Annotated in this window: 15 protein-coding genes; 5 read left to right on the top strand and 10 right to left on the bottom strand. The window is 66.7% G+C overall.

Features of this window, described 5'->3' with window-relative positions; all coding sequences use genetic code 11:
* Positions 1-31 precede the first annotated feature (31 nt).
* Entirely contained in the window at positions 32-2,755 is a 2,724-nt protein-coding gene (locus ACZ3IC_RS06615) for a cation-translocating P-type ATPase (protein ID WP_467413278.1), read from the top strand.
* Positions 2,756-3,191: 436 nt separating this feature from the next.
* A complete protein-coding gene (locus ACZ3IC_RS06610) occupies positions 3,192-3,392 on the top strand; it encodes a hypothetical protein (RefSeq protein ID WP_467413276.1) in 201 nt (66 codons plus the stop codon).
* A 633-nt stretch (positions 3,393-4,025) separates the two neighbouring features.
* Here the strand turns inward: ACZ3IC_RS06610 and ACZ3IC_RS06605 are convergent.
* From ACZ3IC_RS06605 to ACZ3IC_RS06560, 10 genes are all read right to left on the bottom strand, one after another.
* The gene (locus ACZ3IC_RS06605; RefSeq protein ID WP_467413275.1) at positions 4,026-5,513 is read right to left on the bottom strand and encodes an ApeA N-terminal domain 1-containing protein; all 1,488 of its coding nucleotides are present in this window, start codon (positions 5,511-5,513) and stop codon (positions 4,026-4,028) included.
* A 179-nt stretch (positions 5,514-5,692) separates the two neighbouring features.
* Positions 5,693-5,836 (bottom strand): hypothetical protein, encoded by a 144-nt coding sequence (locus ACZ3IC_RS06600; protein WP_467413273.1) that lies wholly within the window; start codon positions 5,834-5,836, stop codon positions 5,693-5,695.
* The gene (locus tag ACZ3IC_RS06595; protein ID WP_467413271.1) at positions 5,833-6,390 is read right to left on the bottom strand and encodes a thiopeptide-type bacteriocin biosynthesis protein; all 558 of its coding nucleotides are present in this window, start codon (positions 6,388-6,390) and stop codon (positions 5,833-5,835) included. Before ACZ3IC_RS06595 ends, ACZ3IC_RS06600 begins: the two co-directional genes overlap by 4 nt.
* A 119-nt stretch (positions 6,391-6,509) precedes the next feature.
* On the bottom strand, positions 6,510-7,001 hold the full coding sequence (locus ACZ3IC_RS06590) for an SLATT domain-containing protein (protein ID WP_467413269.1): 492 nt from the start codon (positions 6,999-7,001) through the stop codon (positions 6,510-6,512).
* A complete protein-coding gene (locus ACZ3IC_RS06585) occupies positions 6,988-8,487 on the bottom strand; it encodes an RNA-directed DNA polymerase (protein WP_467413268.1) in 1,500 nt (499 codons plus the stop codon). Before ACZ3IC_RS06585 ends, ACZ3IC_RS06590 begins: the two co-directional genes overlap by 14 nt.
* A 312-nt stretch (positions 8,488-8,799) precedes the next feature.
* Entirely contained in the window at positions 8,800-9,342 is a 543-nt protein-coding gene (locus ACZ3IC_RS06580; RefSeq protein WP_467413267.1) for an NUDIX hydrolase, read from the bottom strand.
* Positions 9,343-9,347: 5 nt separating this feature from the next.
* Positions 9,348-10,469 carry an adenosylhomocysteinase gene (locus tag ACZ3IC_RS06575; protein WP_467413265.1) on the bottom strand — a complete coding sequence of 374 codons (1,122 nt, stop codon included), beginning with the start codon at positions 10,467-10,469 and terminating at the stop codon, positions 9,348-9,350.
* Between the two features lie 49 nt (positions 10,470-10,518).
* On the bottom strand, positions 10,519-10,989 hold the full coding sequence (locus ACZ3IC_RS06570; protein ID WP_467413263.1) for a hypothetical protein: 471 nt from the start codon (positions 10,987-10,989) through the stop codon (positions 10,519-10,521).
* The gene (locus ACZ3IC_RS06565; protein ID WP_467414009.1) at positions 10,986-11,387 is read right to left on the bottom strand and encodes an ATP-binding protein; all 402 of its coding nucleotides are present in this window, start codon (positions 11,385-11,387) and stop codon (positions 10,986-10,988) included. Before ACZ3IC_RS06565 ends, ACZ3IC_RS06570 begins: the two co-directional genes overlap by 4 nt.
* A gap of 8 nt (positions 11,388-11,395) precedes the next feature.
* Positions 11,396-11,824, bottom strand: a complete 429-nt coding sequence (locus ACZ3IC_RS06560; RefSeq protein WP_467413261.1) for a hypothetical protein — start codon at positions 11,822-11,824, stop codon at positions 11,396-11,398.
* A 153-nt stretch (positions 11,825-11,977) separates the two neighbouring features.
* On the opposite strand from ACZ3IC_RS06560, the gene ACZ3IC_RS06555 reads away from it, so the two are divergent.
* From ACZ3IC_RS06555 to ACZ3IC_RS06545, 3 genes are read left to right on the top strand one after another with little or no spacing between them, the layout of a single operon-like run.
* A complete protein-coding gene (locus tag ACZ3IC_RS06555) occupies positions 11,978-13,078 on the top strand; it encodes a helix-turn-helix domain-containing protein (protein ID WP_467413259.1) in 1,101 nt (366 codons plus the stop codon).
* Between the two features lie 14 nt (positions 13,079-13,092).
* Positions 13,093-13,761 carry a YdcF family protein gene (locus ACZ3IC_RS06550; protein WP_467413256.1) on the top strand — a complete coding sequence of 223 codons (669 nt, stop codon included), beginning with the start codon at positions 13,093-13,095 and terminating at the stop codon, positions 13,759-13,761.
* Positions 13,762-13,782: 21 nt separating this feature from the next.
* Complete coding sequence (locus ACZ3IC_RS06545; protein ID WP_467413255.1) at positions 13,783-14,139, top strand: hypothetical protein; 357 nt, start codon at positions 13,783-13,785, stop codon at positions 14,137-14,139.
* Positions 14,140-15,263 lie beyond the last annotated feature (1,124 nt).

The raw sequence follows: 15,263 nt of genomic DNA, 5'->3' as shown, positions 1-15,263 counted from the left end.
GGCGGACCGGATCCGGATCGGAGTCCTGACCATGGTGATTCAGTCGAAACGGGCAGCCGCCCAGCGAGCCGGTGCTCCGGAGATCTGGTACGCGCGTTCTCCGCAGGAAGTCGCGTCGGCAGTCGGTGTCGATCCGGCGTCCGGACTCTCCGCGGCCCGGGCTGCCGAGCTGCTGGCCGTGAACGGACCGAACGCGCTGCCGGAGGAGAAGCCGAGTCCGGCGTGGCGGCGGTTCATCGAGCAGTACGGCAGCTATATGCAGATCGTCCTCGTGGCAGCGGCGGGGGTCTCGCTGCTGATCGCGCAGTGGAGCACAGCGATCCTGCTCATCCTGCTGACGCTGCTGAACGCGATCGTGGGCCTGCGCCAGGAGGGCAAGGCCGAGAGCGCGATGAACGCGCTGAAGTCCATGCTGACGACGACGGCCCGGGTGAGGCGCGACGGAACGGAGTCGGAGATCCCGTCGGAACAGCTGGTCGTGGGCGATGTCGTGCTCATCTCCGCCGGTGACCAGGTCCCGGCGGACGGGCGGATCATCGAAGCTCACGCGCTGCAGATCGACGAGTCGGCCCTCACCGGCGAGAGCGTCCCCGCCGCGAAGGACGCCGGAACGCTGCCGGACGCCCGGCTGGGCCCGGGGGACCAGTCGAACACAGCGTTCATGCACACTCCGGTCACGCACGGCAGCGGTGTCGTCATCGTCACCGGGACCGGCGAGGACACGGAACTCGGAAAGATCTCGGAGATGCTGTCGGCGACCGAGAAGGAGAAGCCGCCGCTCACCAAGGAGCTCGACAAGCTGACCTTGTGGATCACGGCCGCCGCGGGCCTGACCATGATCGTGATGTTCGCCCTCGGGCGCAGCCGCGACCAGGCATGGGACGTGCTGTTCGTCAGTGCGGTCTCGCTGGCCATCGCCGCCATTCCCGAGGCCCTGCCGACGGTGACCCAGGCGATCCTCTCCGTCGGCAGCCTCAACCTGGCGAAGCGCAACGCGATCGTGAAGGAGCTGCCGTCGGTCGAGACCCTGGCGTTCACGTCGGCGATCAACTCGGACAAGACAGGCACCCTGACCATGAATCAGATGACGGTGGTCGAGATCGTGACCCCCACCGACCGGTACACCGTCTCGGGCACGGGCTATGGCCTCGATGGGAGGATCCATCACGCCGCAGGCTCGTCCGCGGGCATCGAGGACGCGATCCTCCCGTACCTCGTCGCGAATGACGCCGAGCTGGTGGACGGCGAGGTCGTGGGCGATCCCACTGAGGGCGCGTTCCTGGTACTGGCCCACAAGGCCGGGCTGGACATCGCAGCCACGCGCGAGCGGCTGTCCCGCATCGCCACGCTGCCGTTCGACCCGAGCTACAAGCTGATGGCCACCTTCAATTCCGCCGTCGATTCGGCCGGCCGGCCGGTGGTGCGCTGCTTCGTCAAGGGCGCGGCTCCGGCGGTGACGGCCCGCGCAGCCACGGCGCTCTCGGCCGGCGCGACCGTCCCGTGGGACGCCGAGTTCGGACGGCGCGCCCAGGAACAGGCCGAGCGCATGGGGGGTAAGGGACGCCGGGTGATGGCGGCGGCCACCCGGGATCTGGACCCGGCTGGCTTCGATCCCGACGCCGATCTGCTCGCCTACGTCACCGACCTGCGGATGACCAGCCTGGTCGGCATGGTCGATCCGCCGCGCGACGAGTCCCGGGCCGCCGTGGCCAACGCCCAGAACGCCCACATCCGGGTCCGCATGGTGACCGGGGACGATGTCACCACCGGTGTCGCCATCGCCCAGCAGCTCGGGATCTCAGGTGAAGCCATCCTCGGCGCCGATTTCGCCGCGCTCCCGGAGCACGAGCAACTGGCCCGCATCGACGACATCGGTGTGGTGGGGCGGGTCGCGCCGGAGCACAAGGTGCTGCTCGCCACCACACTCAAGAAGAAGGGTGACGTCGTGGCGATGACCGGCGACGGCGTCAACGACGCACCCGCCATCAAGTCCGCCGACATCGGTATCGCCATGGGCAGCGGCACCGACGTGGCGAAGAACGCGGGGCGGATGATCCTGTCCGACGACAACTTCGCCACCATCGTGTACGCCGTGGAGCAGGGCCGAAAGCTCTACGACAACCTGACCAAGTACATCCGGTTCGTACTCCTGCTGCTGGTCACCTTCGTACTGACCTTCCTCGGAGCCACCATCTTCAACATCGCAGCCGGTGAACCCTTCACCCCGCCACAGGTGTTGTGGATCCACTTCGTGGTCAATGCCTCGTTCGGCTTCGCACTCGGCTTCGACCAGGAGAGCCCGGGGCTCATGCGGCGCAGGCCACGTCCTCGAGGGGAGTCGGTACTGACCCGGCCCGTGATGGTGACGGTCGGGCTCAGCGGACTGGCGATCACCATCATTCTCCTCGGGCTGATCAAGCTGGGTGAGTCCTACTTCGGCAACGTTCGCATCGGCAGCTCGATGGCGTTCACCGCCTTCGCGCTCTGCCTGATCGTCGCCGCGTTCGAATGCCGTAGCGAGACGGATTCGGTGCTGACGACGAGCACGTTCGACAGCAAGCAGATGAACTGGGTGGCGCTGGCCCAGTTCGTGCTCGCGGTGCTGGTGACCCAGATGGACGGGTTCCGCCGCATCCTCGGCACCACCGAGATCAACCTGCGGCAGTTCGGCTGGGCTTTGCTGTCCGCCGTCGTGCTCCTGCTCCTGTGGGAACTGGGCAAGCTCCTGGCCCGCAGGGCGAAGCGCAGCAGATGAGTGAGTACGGGTCAGCAAAGCGCGCCCGGCGAAGTGGAGCGCAGCCGGGTGCCTTGATGAAGTAGGAAAACTCTTCCGCGGCCGCGGCGAGAAGCCTCTTCTTGTACGGCGCCGCGGCGGTCTGACCGACCACTGCTGTCAACTACTACCGTCAACGCCCCCGCAGCGAGTCGCTGCGGGGGGGGTTCTGGCTGGTGGGCGCGGACGGCTTCGAACCGCGGCCAGCTGTGAATACACCAGTAGCCGCACCGCCGGCTACCGCCTGTTCGACACGGCCGACGTCCCACTCGATGTCCTGGAGTGGCCGCGTACCCAGATCTCCGCCTGGCGCAAGGACGGCGGGCAACGGTTCCTCTCCGAGTACGAACTGACCCAGTTCGCCAAGGCCGAAGACATCGACCTGGTCCCGCGGCTGGCCACTGTGGACGCGGGTGACGTGCCGACTTGTATTGCCGAGATGCAGACGTTCCTCGTCGATCAACTGCCGACGACCCGCGTGGCCCTGGACGAGGGCGCGGGCAGCCATCCCGAGGGCATCGTGCTCCGCAGCGGCGACCGCTCGGTGATCGCCAAGGCCCGGTTCCAGGACTACCGGCGCACCCTCAAACGCCGTACCCAGCCCGCGCGTAGCCGCTGACGTTTTCGCACCCGGCCGCAGTGGTGGTGCCCGGGGTGGCTGCCGGCAGCAGCCTTCGGCCAACGGCAGCGCAGATTCAACGACGGAGAAGCCCCAGACCAGTTCTGGGGCTTCTCTGCTTGTACCCGGCCAAGCCCGTCGACATCCCCAACTTTGTCCGGGGGTGACCCGGGGCGACCCGGGTCCGAGAGGAAATCTGTCGGCGCCGGCCGCGCCCCTCCTCTCGCCGTGAGCCGAGGGCGCGTGCACGCTTTCCAACTGTTCGTGCGGGGGTCCGGGCGGGTTCGCCGACGTTCTGACCTGCGGTGCAGGGGTATCGGATCGGCCGTATGAACGGTCCTGAACGCCACTGAATGCAACCCAAACTGCAACCCTCTGTCCTGCTTCCGGTACTGCAATAAGTCTGATCCGGGGGCCCGGCCTGGCTCCACCAGTTCAACGGCTCCGAATCTGCTACGAGATACGAGCCGACCTCCACCTTCGAGGCGGAGATGTCGTACGACAGCACGCACAAGTAGCAGCACCGACTGTTGCTCACCTCCCACCCTGAAGGCTGGAGCGCGGCGTCGGAGGAGTTCAGCGGGCGACTACCTGAAGCCTCCGCAAGATTGAGGGCGTCAGCCACGCGGCGGCTCAGGAGACGGCATCGGGCGAGACCAGCCATTCGCGAGCAGTGCTGGCAGTCGCTCTGAGCTGGGGATGCTCCCGCACGATCTCGCTTTGCCGCTCAGCAGGCAGGCCGAGCTCGTGCAAAAGATTGAGAATGACGACTGCCATGGTCACCTCCACGACGGCAATTAGCTCCTCTATGCGGTGATTAGGCGTCTTTCCCTCGTGCGTCAGGTCGTTGCGGGCCCGCGTGGTCCTTTCGGCCCATCGGTCCACGTCTGGCATGAGAAGCGCGATCGCGTCCTGGTCGGGGCGCGCGGCGAGGGCGTATAGCCGGTCCCGGAGCGTCGGGTCGTTGCGGATGGCTCCCTTGAACCTCTCCCGGTGCCTCTCAGGCACCTGCTCGAGCATGGCGTCGCGCATCGCCTTGAATTCCGCCCTGGGAAACGGCTTCTCGTCGATGCGGAGACCGCGGTGCAGCACCTCGGCGGCTCCCACTACCGTCAGGAGGTTGTTCTCCACGTAGCGGGCTGGCGCGTAGCGGAGGCCCAGGATCATGCGGGTAGCCGCTTGCAGCCGACCGCGTGCCTCGTACCATCGGGGCACGACTTCCTCGAACGGGATCGATTCACACGTGAAGAAGACACGGTGGTGGTCGACTGCCTTGGCGTTTCCCCTGCCGAGCGCTGTAGGCGAGTAGAGCACATTGGCGCGTCGCCTTGGCGCGGGGCGGCCGTCCGGCAGCAGCGCGGGCTCGGTCTCCGCCACTTCAAGCCGGAGCCAGATCAGGCCGGCGGCTCGATGGGTCGCAAGCGAGATGAGGTCCTGCACCAGGCTGGCCGCTTCCCGCGCGCTGCCCAAGGAGAACGGGGCGGCCGGGACAACGCGCACGAACGCCGTGTCGCGCATGCGCCCGACGGTGCCGCCTTTGCGCTGGTCGAAGAACGGCAGCGTGTGCTGGTGCTGTAGGCGGAACTCGGTCCCGTCGACTAGGACCGACCGCGTCTGCACCGGCTTCACGGAGATGCTCCCAGTCCCGTCGATCTTGCCATCGGGAGCACCTAGGGACCCCACGAACACCGACGAAGCGGCCCAGAGCCCGAGGTCCTCGACGGCAATCTCCGCAGCGGAAAATACAGCGTCGTCCTCGCCGCTGACATGCGCCCCGACGAGGGCGGTCATCGCCACCACGGTCTGCTTGTCAGGGCTCTCCACCCGTGCGCCGATGGTTCGCTTCACACCGTTCGGGTAACAGCCGAGGAGGGAGATCTCCCGTTGCTCGGCAGCGCCATGGATGACGTCCCAGTTCCGGCTCCCCTCGTGGAACACGGTAAGGCCAGGAGAGGGCGTCGACATGATGCGGTCCTCGAACGCACCGATCAGCGAAAGCACCAGGCCGTCGTCCGGCGAGTATCGCAGGACACCGGGTATCGGCTGGTCAGGGTCGTCGGGCAGCCACCAGATGCCTGACCATTCGCCGACCTTGTCAAGGTTCAACGGGTTATTCGCCAAGGATTTCCTTCCAGAAATTGCGTCTCTTGGGGCTCGCGGAGAACCAAGAAGCCTTTTCCAACCTGTCCGCGATGTCGGCCAGTTGGGCGGCTCCGCAGTGCGATGAAGCACCTGGTAGGAGGTGTCGCGACCAGTCCACTGTTCCTCACCAAGAGCTTCGCGCGCTTGGCTACCCGTCGTCAATTGATCTGGCCAGCCGCGCCTTGCGGTACCTGAGCGCTCTCCTCGCGCTCCTCGCCGTGCAGGATTGCCGCCCTGGCTGCCCAGGCCAGGATGCTCTGCCCGCGCATGGACAGCCCGAGCCGGTTCCAGTGGGAGATCACGTGATAGCTGAGCACCTGTCGCAGCCCGCGATCCAATGACCCGTCCTGGACGCCGTGGGCGAGTGCTTGGCTGGCGCTGCGGAACGCGGCTGCCCACTCGGTGACGGGTTCCAGCGGCCGCCGGAGCGCAGCAGGGTGTCGCTGTCGGCGAGAAGCAGGGGGCGGATCTCATGGGCTCGGGAGTTGAACCGTTCCGCCGGAACGTCGCTGACGGATGAGCGGTGCTCCGTCGTGATGACGCGGTAGTCCCAGACATCGCCCTGCTCGTACCACTCCAACCGGGCGGCGCGCATCATGATCGTGCACAGCAGGACGGACAGCCCCCTGGGCCTGATGGTGAGATCCTCGCACTGGCGCAATTGCTGGATCTCTCGGCTGTCGGTGACGAACAGCGCCTGCGCAGCCGTCATGTTGGCCTTCCCGCCGAACGCTGGCGTCTCCGGTTCGTAGATGCCGGGCCACCAGCGTCGGAGGTGACCTTCGGAGACGAGGCGGTCGAAGCCGTCCCCGACGGCGTTGCTGGATTGGCTGGCGGAGCGCCAAAGGCAGGGCACCGTCGAACCACACCACGGTCACCAGTTCAGGCGGCGCCGTCCAGGCCGGAGCGTGTGTCAGGGTGGGTTGGGGGCCGGGGTGAATGACCTGGGCACTGGCTGCTGGTCGCGAAACTCGGCTACTCGGCCGCGCCTTGCTGTACCCGCTGCTGGGCCTTCTCGTAGAACTTGTTCGCCATCGGTGTGTCGGTAGAGGTGATGCGTACGTAGTCGGCGCTCAACTCTCGGGTTCTAGCTTCGAAGACCGCGAGGTCGGATGCCTCGGTCAGGAGACTGATCTCGGTGTCTGCGCGGTGCTTAAGCGCGGTGTAGGCGCGGGCAGAAGCGAGATGGTCAGCCGCCGTCTTGGGTGAGCCCAGGAAAGCCGCAGTGGCTGCGACGGCTCCGGAGACGGCACCGAGCCCACTGAAGAAGACTTCGGGGCCGACTTTGACAGCAACCAGGAGGCTGCATATTGCGGTCACGCAGGCGGGGATGAACACCATCAGCCGCCCCCACTTCTCCGCGCTCTTGGCCGCTTCGAAGTATCCCTGCGCGGTGTAGAGACAGTTGCTCTGGATGCGCGCCAGTTCGGTCTTGATGCTCTCGTACAGCGTGTCAGAAGTAGACATAGGGCCCAATCCGGGGCGGACTTATGTGCGGGTTTGTGGCAAGAAAGCTGCACAGCCATTCCATGCCGGGGACGGAAGATCTGATCTCGTTGCGGTAGCGGGTTGTGAGGTAGCGGGCCTCGTACAGCGCGACGAGCACGGCGCGTCGGACGGCAGCGTTGGCCTCCCCCTCGAAGCGGTGGCGGAGCATCTGGGCCTCGGCAATGGATGCGTGCTCTCCGATGTAGCGGGCGGCGTACTCGCGGGCGTATTCGGCCCGGTTACAGTCCCCGAGGATGTTCCACGCTGCTTCTTTTGCTCGTTCATCCTTGATGTCCATGGCGATGAGGTAGCGCAGGATTCGCTGCTCAATCAGTGGGTGTGTGGCGCTGTTGTTGGAGTGCAGAAACCGGACCAGGGCGGCTTCGATCTCGGGCGCTCTTCTCTTGGCTGCGTTGAGGTACTTGAACACGTGCGTGATGGCGTGTGGGAGGCGGGTGAGGTTGTCCAGGCACCAGCTGACGGCTCGATCATCTCTGATCATGCGGAGCTGGCCGAGAACGAAGCGGACCTGGTTACCGTTGAACTTCCCCTCTTTGACGATCTTCTCGAAGTAGGCTGCAAGATCTTCGCGAGCACGTGGGCGCCCGCTTCTGATGGCGCCGGCGAGCGAGTCATGCCGGATGTCGGTCTCGCGTTCCCGGGCATCCTGGGGATCGAGGATGACGGTCTTGCTGGAGGAGATGGCGAGCCTCCTGGAGCGCAGTTGGCTGTTCACGCCGAGGAACAGGTCGCGCAGCTCGCTCCAGTCGGGGTGGAAGACCTTGATGTCGTCGGAATAGCGCAGGAACCGGGCGCTGTTCTGGGCCAGGTAGGAATCGATAGGGGCCAGGTAGAGATTGGCGAGTATGCCGGAGGCGTCCGGCCCTTGGGGCAGGCCCCAGGCGTGGTTGATGGTCTGGAACCGGGTGAGGAAGTCGATGATGTGGCCGGTGGCCCGACCGTCACCACCGAGGACTTCTAGATCGTCCCCGAGCATGGCTACGTCGATGTGCTCATAGAAGGCCGCTATGTCGAGATAGGCGACCTTAAGTGAAGTATCGGAGCGGATAGCCAGAAGAGACTTCGCCCGGTAGGAGGACCAGTTGGACCACCACCCGATGGGCTCGCCCTTGAAACGGTCCCATCGGTAGCTGGAGACGCCGGGGTGAAGCTGGCAGTCGATCTGATCAGCGACAGTGAAGACCAGTGCGTCGTAGATAAGCCGGTCTCGGGTGGAGAAACGGGCCAGTGGCCGTACGGTCAGATCCGTCTTGGGGAAGTCGATGATGCTGGTACTTTCCGGGCCGCATGCGCCGTCCTCGATGGCCCGCGCCAGCGTCTCGCGGTATCCGCGTTCCCACTGGTGTTGTACGTCTTGGTACCCGATGACGTCGGGGACCTCTGACTGGTGTTCGCCCGATATAAGTAGGTCTTTGGCTTTGGTGAGCCTGTTGGGTAGGTCCACCGGTCCCCTTTGTCGAATGAAGGCGCCTTACCGGATGGTATCTGGGAGGGGCTGGGAGTTGGTCGTGGCCTGCCTCGCTTGTGTGTGACCGGTCCCCCACCAGCCGGTGAGGCGGCAATTTCGGGCAGTTGAGCGGATGGCCCACCGGTCGCCGAGGTGATTGCCTGCGCCCGCTTCGGTCGGCCGTGCGGCCCCCGACTGGCTGCCGAGTAAGACCCGAGTCGAGAGAAGCTGGCCGCACCGACCGCACGCGCGGGCGCCCCGAGCACGGCGGCATCGTAGTTGTGCTCGGGAGTCGCCGGCCCTCGGTGGTTAGAGAAGCGCGCGGGCGACCCGTTGCTTCAGCCGCTCGTCGGCGAGACTATCCGCCGTGCGCCACGCGGCATCGGTGACCTCTTCGGTCTGCAGTTCGCCGATGTCGGCGGTCGTGCGGAAGAGGAAGCGGAAGTCGAAGTGCTGGTGGGCGGGCTCGTCCTTGGCCGGGTTGGCGTTGATGGGGTGGATGTCGATGTGCAGCGGGATCTCGCTGTGCGGGGTGACGACCTGGGGCGGGATGCCGGTCTCCTCGGCGAGTTCGCGGCCGGCGGCCTGCAGGAGCGTGTCGTCGGAGGGCTCGATGTGGCCGCCGGGCAGCAGCCATTTGCCGGTGGCGTTGTGGAGGATGTGCAGGACACGGCCGTCGCGGCCCACGAGGATCGCTCCTGCGGTGACGTGTCCCGGCAGGGACTTGCGGCTGGTGAGGTCGTCACCCTCATCGAGGAGGCCCTGGACGACTGCGATCTCGCGCTTGTCCTCAGGGTGCTCATCGAGGTAGGCGCTGATGGTGGTGCGGATGTGCTGGGCCGTGATGGGCATGGTGATCACCTGTTGAAGTAGGAGAGCCAGGTCGCCGCGATGGCCTCGCGGTCAGGTGCGGGAACCTCGTGGATGCCAGGAGCGAGGTCCCCGCGGGTAAGCATCCTGATCGCGGCGAGGATCTCGGCCTGGATCAGGAAGATGAACGGCCCAACGCTCGCGCCGTGGATGAAGTTGACGGCATTGCCGCCGTTCGCCAGATAGAAGTAATGGCCGGTTGTCTGGTAGCGGGTGACGTGGTCACCGACGACCGTGCGGGTGTAGACGTCCGGCAGGCCAGCGAGGTCGAGCTCGTCCTCGCTGGAGGTGACGGTGGCGACGTAAGCGCCGTTGCGCAGGTGGGAGAAGTCCTCGCCGCGCAGGGAGACCGCGCCGGTCGCGCAGAGCACCAGGCCAGCACCGGTGAGCGCGCTCTCGCGGTCGCGGGCGACGGTGAAGCCCTGGGACAGGGCTTGGGTACGGCGTACGGGGTCGATGTCGAAGACGGTGACCTGGACGCCCTTGGCATGCAGGAGCCGGGCGATGGAGGAGCCGAGCTTGCCGAAGCCGATCACGAGGGCGGGGCGGCCATGGAGGATGTCGCCGCGGCCGCGCATGACGGCCTCGGTGGAGAACACGACGGACTGGCCGACGAGGTAGTCCTCGGGGTCCTTGAGCGGGGAGCGGGCCACCGAGATAACGGGGCAGGGCAGTTTGTCGAGAGCTTCGTAGCGGCGGTGGCCGTTCTCGGTGTCCTCGACGACGCCGACGAGGCGGCCGGTGAAGCGGCTATGGAGGTCGGTGAGGGTGGGGGCGAAGTAGCCGCCGACGTCGAAGAGGGAGATGGGCTCCCCGGCAGCCCGGGATTCGAAGTAGTCAAGCGCGGTGTCCGGGTCGGTGAACAGTTCGCGGGTCAGGGTGTCGACAGCGACGGTCCGCTCGGTTTCGCGCCGGGCAGCCGGGTGGACAGACTTCGGCTTGGGCAGCACCGCTGTGAGCCGCGTCAACGCGGCAACGGCGCGGACGAATGCGGGGCGCTCGGCCAGGAGGTGGGTGATCAGGAACGACGAGGTCTGCTCGTCGGGGGCGAACTGGACGGCGATCCGGGCGAAGTATGCGTCCAGCTTGGCGCGTTCGAAGGTTTCCACGGCAGTTGCCTCTCATCCGTATAAACGGGCCGTGCAGGAAGTTCCAGGGTCAGCGGCTGCGGGAAAGCCCGAACAGGAGCCGGTCGGCCCCGCTTGCGGTATCCAGGTAGGTGTCGAGCTGAGACGCGCCGGCGGACTGCGACAGCGGTTCCAGACCGAGAAGGAGAACGGCTCCGCCGGTGCGGGCGACCAGCGCTGTCCAGCCGGGGCGGCTCGGCAGCCGCAGCCTGCGGGAGGCACCTGGGAAGTGCAGAAACACATGGCCGCCGATGATCTGCAGGCAGCGGCCGGCGTCTGGCACCACGTCCTCCGCCCGGCCCAGTCCGCCGAGGCTGTCCGCGAGACGCTGTATGCGGGCTTCAGGCGCGCCAGCATTGCCGGGAAGAGCAGAGGCAGGACCATGGGCGATCAGGATGTGGGCGATCTCGCGGCCGTCCGGACCGGTCCCCGGCCAGCTCCACGCGACGAGCGAGACCAGCAGCCGAAGCTCGGGGCCGGTCGGAGTGAGGAGGGCGCTCACGCGGTCGCCCCTCCTGCGGTCTTGAAGCAGGACCAAACGATCTTTCCGAGTGGTGTTCGGTCCTGCACTCCCCAGCCGTCGGCGGGCGCGGCCACCAGGACCAGACCGCGTCCGGACACATCGGTGCCGGCGGCCTCGCGAGTCTCGGGGCGCCGACGGCGGCTGTCGTGCACCTCCAGGCGTACGACGTCGTCCTCGGCGTTGAGGCGGACCAGGAATCCGTGGTCGGAGACAGTGCCGTGGACCAGTGCGTTCGTTGCCAGCTCGGAGACGCAGAGGCGGATGTCGTCGATCCGTTCCGCGAGGTCCCATCCGGCCAGGGTTGTGGAGGCGAATTCCCTGGCCTGTCGCACGGATTCGGGATGGGCCTCGAAGAAGCGCTGCACCGATTCGATCATTGCTGCCCTCATGAATCGGTCTCCAGGAGGCGGGTGGTTCCCGGGCTGTGCGGCGGGATGTCGTGGTGGGGGTGGCTGGCCCCGCATGCGCGGCGCGACCTGCGTACCAGAAGAAGCCGGGAGCCGGCTGCCTCGATTCGCCGACCGCGTTCAGCGGCTATCGCCTTCGGACCGAGGTGTGATGCGGCCGGGGCGAGCACGCCATAGACATCCGGCAGGGCCAACACGTCCAGCAGGCCGGTGAAGGCCGCCGAGCCGGGGCAGGCACTCGCCTCGCGTTCGGTGAAGACGCCGGACAGCTCCAGCTCGTGGCTACGGCAGTACTCGGCGAGCGAGGCGACCAGCGCCGCCTGTCGGGCTTCGGAGACCCGCACCAGCCGCAGGAAGCCGTAGACAACAGGCCCGCTGACTAGGCGATGTTCCGTGAGGGGTTCCATGCGGGGGACCGTCCAAAGGGTCGACAAGTAGTGACGATCCTGAGCATGGATGGCGCCGATCTCCTGGCCAATCACCTGCCGTTCTACTTCCGTTCCACTTTCGTCCCGCCGGCCCCAGGCATCTGCTTCGATGACGGTGGAAGGGAGCGAGGCGTGGCAACCGTGCACCACTGGACCGGCCTGGAGGCCAGGGCATTGCGTCTCGCCCTGCGCTTGAGTGTGCGGGCCTTTGCCGAGCACCTCGGCGTGGCCGTCGCGACAGTCTCGAAGTGGGAGAGCAAGCGCGCCGAAACCCAGCCCAGACCCGACACCCAGGCCATCCTCGACACCGCCCTCGGACGCGCGGACGCCCCCGCCCACCTGCGCTTCGAGACGTTCCTGTCCGAGATGGCCAGCACCGTGCAAGGAGCCGGACGGCGCGTCACCGTCGCCGGCCCCCGAGCCTGGGAGTACGAGTCCTGGGCCGATGACCTGGACCGCGTCGTGGTCGCGCTCTCCCGCCAGAACTTCGCCTTCGCTGACAGCCTGCTCAGCCGCTGGCTGGCGCGGTTCAACGCCCGGGAACTGGACGAGAAGAGCCTGTACCTTTTCGCTCGCTCGACCGCGCTGCTCGGTGACCTGAAACGTGACCAAGGATCTGTACTCGGCCCACTCTCCGCCCAGCACTCCTACGCCGGGGCTCGCGCGGTCTTCACCCAGCTCGACATCCCGCGACGTGTCGCCCAGCTCGACCTCTCGCTCGCGGTGGTCACGGAAATGTCCGGCAAGCTGGAGGTCGCCGCTCGTTACTACGAAACCCTTGCCGTCGATGACCGGCTATCCCGTCGCGACCGTGCCAGGGCCCGTCTGTGGGTGGGCACGGCGCTCAGCAAGAGCGGTCGCCACGACTACGCGACCCGCGTCATGCAAGCCGCGACCCGTGACTTCGAGGACCTCACCGAACCCGACGACTGGTCGGTCGCCCACCAGAAACTCGCCCTCGCTCGCCGTGGTGCCGGCGACCTCACCCAGGCCCTGCACTTCATCGACATCGCCCGCAGCAGTGGGGCCGCGGACTCTCCGATGCAACGCGTACGGCTGGACACCGCTCATGGCCACATCCTGCTCTCGGACGCGGCGACCCGGGATGATGGAATCCTCGTCCTCGATCAGGCCACCCGCACAGCCGCGCAGTACGGGCTCGTGCACCAACTGCGCAGTATCGAGGGCATCAAGGCCATGAGAGAGGGGCCGATCGGCCCCCGGCGAAGGTGACCAGGGAGAGACGCGTGAGCGAGAACCAGCAGGCCATCACCGAGAATCAGTGGCACCGGGCCGTGCTGATCTGGGAGTACCACCAGATGCACCACCACCTGCGGCCCGTCGACGTGGCGATCGGCCTGGGCAGCCACGACCTGGGCGTCGCGACCCACTCCGTGGAGCTGTACCGCGCCGGGCTGTTCTCGACCCTGGTTTTCACCGGCGGCAACAGCCCCACCACCGCCAAGGTCTTCCCGCGCGGCGAAGCCGTCCACTTCCGCGAGCACGCCATCGACCTCGGCGTTCCCGCCGAGGCGATCCTGCTCGAACCGGATGCCGGTAATACCGGGCAGAACATCACTCTCTCCCGTGAGGTCCTCGCCGGCGCTGGTATCACCCCGAGCACGGTGCTGCTGGTGTCCAAGCCCTACATGGAACGGCGGTCGTTCGCGACCGCCCGCAAACTGTGGCCCGACGTCGAGATCCTCTGCGCGTCGGAGCCGCTGGCGTTCGACGACTACGTGAAGTCCATCGGCGACGAGAGGCTCGTCCTGGACATGCTCGTCGGCGATCTCCAGCGGGTCATCGAGTATCCGAAGCTCGGATTCGCCATCGAGCAGGAGGTCCCGGAGGACGTGCATGCAGCGTACGAATCCCTCATCCGTGACGGCTTCACCAGCCGTCTCATCGCTTCCTGACCTGCCGGAGCCAGGCGGGCTGTGCGCAATCCACCAGCCCAATCTGATTCCCCCGGCGGCGCGAGCGCCGTCCGCGACCGCATGCCGCAGCGGGTCGTCTTCCACGCCCGCGCCCTGTTCCTCCCCGGCGGCAAACGCGCGGAAACAGGGCTCCCTGAGCAGTGGTCGGTGCCCGCCTGGGCCTTCGAGACCGACGCCTACACCGACCGTGCCTCGGCCTGGCGCACGGCCCGGCGTTCCGGCTCGGGTCAGGAGGTCGAGGCCCAGGTGCGGGGCACGGACAAGGCGGCTGTGGAGGCGGCCTTCGCCGAGGCTTGCGCACAGGCTGTGGACCGCGCTCGGAATCCAGGGAAATACGGCGACACCGACGAGTGGTAGATGCCCTCGTGACACATCCCCCAGGGTTGGAAAGTCCGCACAAGGGCGGGGGAGTGGGCGACACCGGTCGGCTGTTCCCACACCTCACTTGAGCATCAAGAAGAGACCGACCAAGGATGCTCCTAGGGCCATGGTCCCGGCGAAAGCAATGCCCCCTCGGCTGATGGCGGCGGGCGCCGGGAGCCCCTCCCAGCGCGCGAGGGCCATTGCTGCACCAGCTACTCCCATCGCCAGAAGGGCATTCACCAGCAAGGTGACGAGGAGCAGTCCAGCTTGCGTGAGGTGCACGGGAAGTCTCCGGGTTCGTTTCGTGTAGGCGCAATCACAGGTGATGCGCCTACACGATCCAGCTGCGCAGTAGCTGGTGATACCGCTTGGATGTTGTTCTGGCGACAATGGCGGGTTGTCGCGGAACAACACGGGGAGTAACGATGGGGGAGAGGAAGAAGCGGCCGGGACGTCCCTGGGCGCCGCCCAAGGGACCCAGCGCCGAAGCCAATGCGCTGGTGCAGATGATTCGATCGTGGATCGATGAGGCTGGCCTGAGCGTTCGAGACATCCACAGTCGCTTGACCCCAGAGCACTTCGCGGACGGGAGAGTCGCAGACCTCCGCCGCCTGCGCATTCATTTGTCAGGAGAAGACCTGACCTGGGATGTGGTGGAGGCCGTCGCGGATGTGTGCTTCCCCGAAGAGCCAGGCCAGGAGGCGCTGAGCCGCGTACGCGAGGCGCGGGCCCTTTGGGACAAGGCTCAAAACGCTCCGACCATGGTCGGCATCGACGGTCAGGTGGTCGCCTCTCCGAGCGAGCTCATCAAGGAGAAGGAACGCACGATTCAGGTCTACAAGGACCTCGTTCGCGCGCGACAGGCATACGAGACGAGTGAGCAGGGGCGTCAACAGGCGCTCCGGATCGCCTCGATGCTCTTCCTTGTCCTCGGCCAGGCGCAGGCCAAGGTCGCAGAGTTGTCGCGACGTGTCGACGCACTCACCGGGGTCAGTGCGCACTCACCGGACCGGATGCGTGCGCTGCAGCCGCTGCTTGAACGCGCTCGCGACCAAGAGACGCGCCTGAGTGCCCAGCTTGAGCGTGCGGTAAGGCAGCGCGACGAAGCCCAGCGCATC

The sequence above is a fragment of the Streptomyces sp. NPDC002958 genome (assembly GCF_055563255.1).
The sequence above is the reverse complement of the archived record's forward strand: the minus strand, read 5'-3'. Positions and strand labels throughout refer to the sequence as shown.

Excerpts from the sequence above, each read along its gene's own strand:
- ACZ3IC_RS06615 (WP_467413278.1), top strand. The coding sequence starts at position 32 with ATGGTGATTCAGTCGAAACGGGCAGCCGCCCAGCGAGCCGGTGCTCCG.
- ACZ3IC_RS06590 (WP_467413269.1), bottom strand. The coding sequence starts at position 7,001 with ATGTCTACTTCTGACACGCTGTACGAGAGCATCAAGACCGAACTGGCG.
- ACZ3IC_RS06580 (WP_467413267.1), bottom strand. The coding sequence starts at position 9,342 with ATGCCCATCACGGCCCAGCACATCCGCACCACCATCAGCGCCTACCTC.
- ACZ3IC_RS06565 (WP_467414009.1), bottom strand. The coding sequence starts at position 11,387 with ATGATCGAATCGGTGCAGCGCTTCTTCGAGGCCCATCCCGAATCCGTG.
- ACZ3IC_RS06560 (WP_467413261.1), bottom strand. The coding sequence starts at position 11,824 with ATGGAACCCCTCACGGAACATCGCCTAGTCAGCGGGCCTGTTGTCTAC.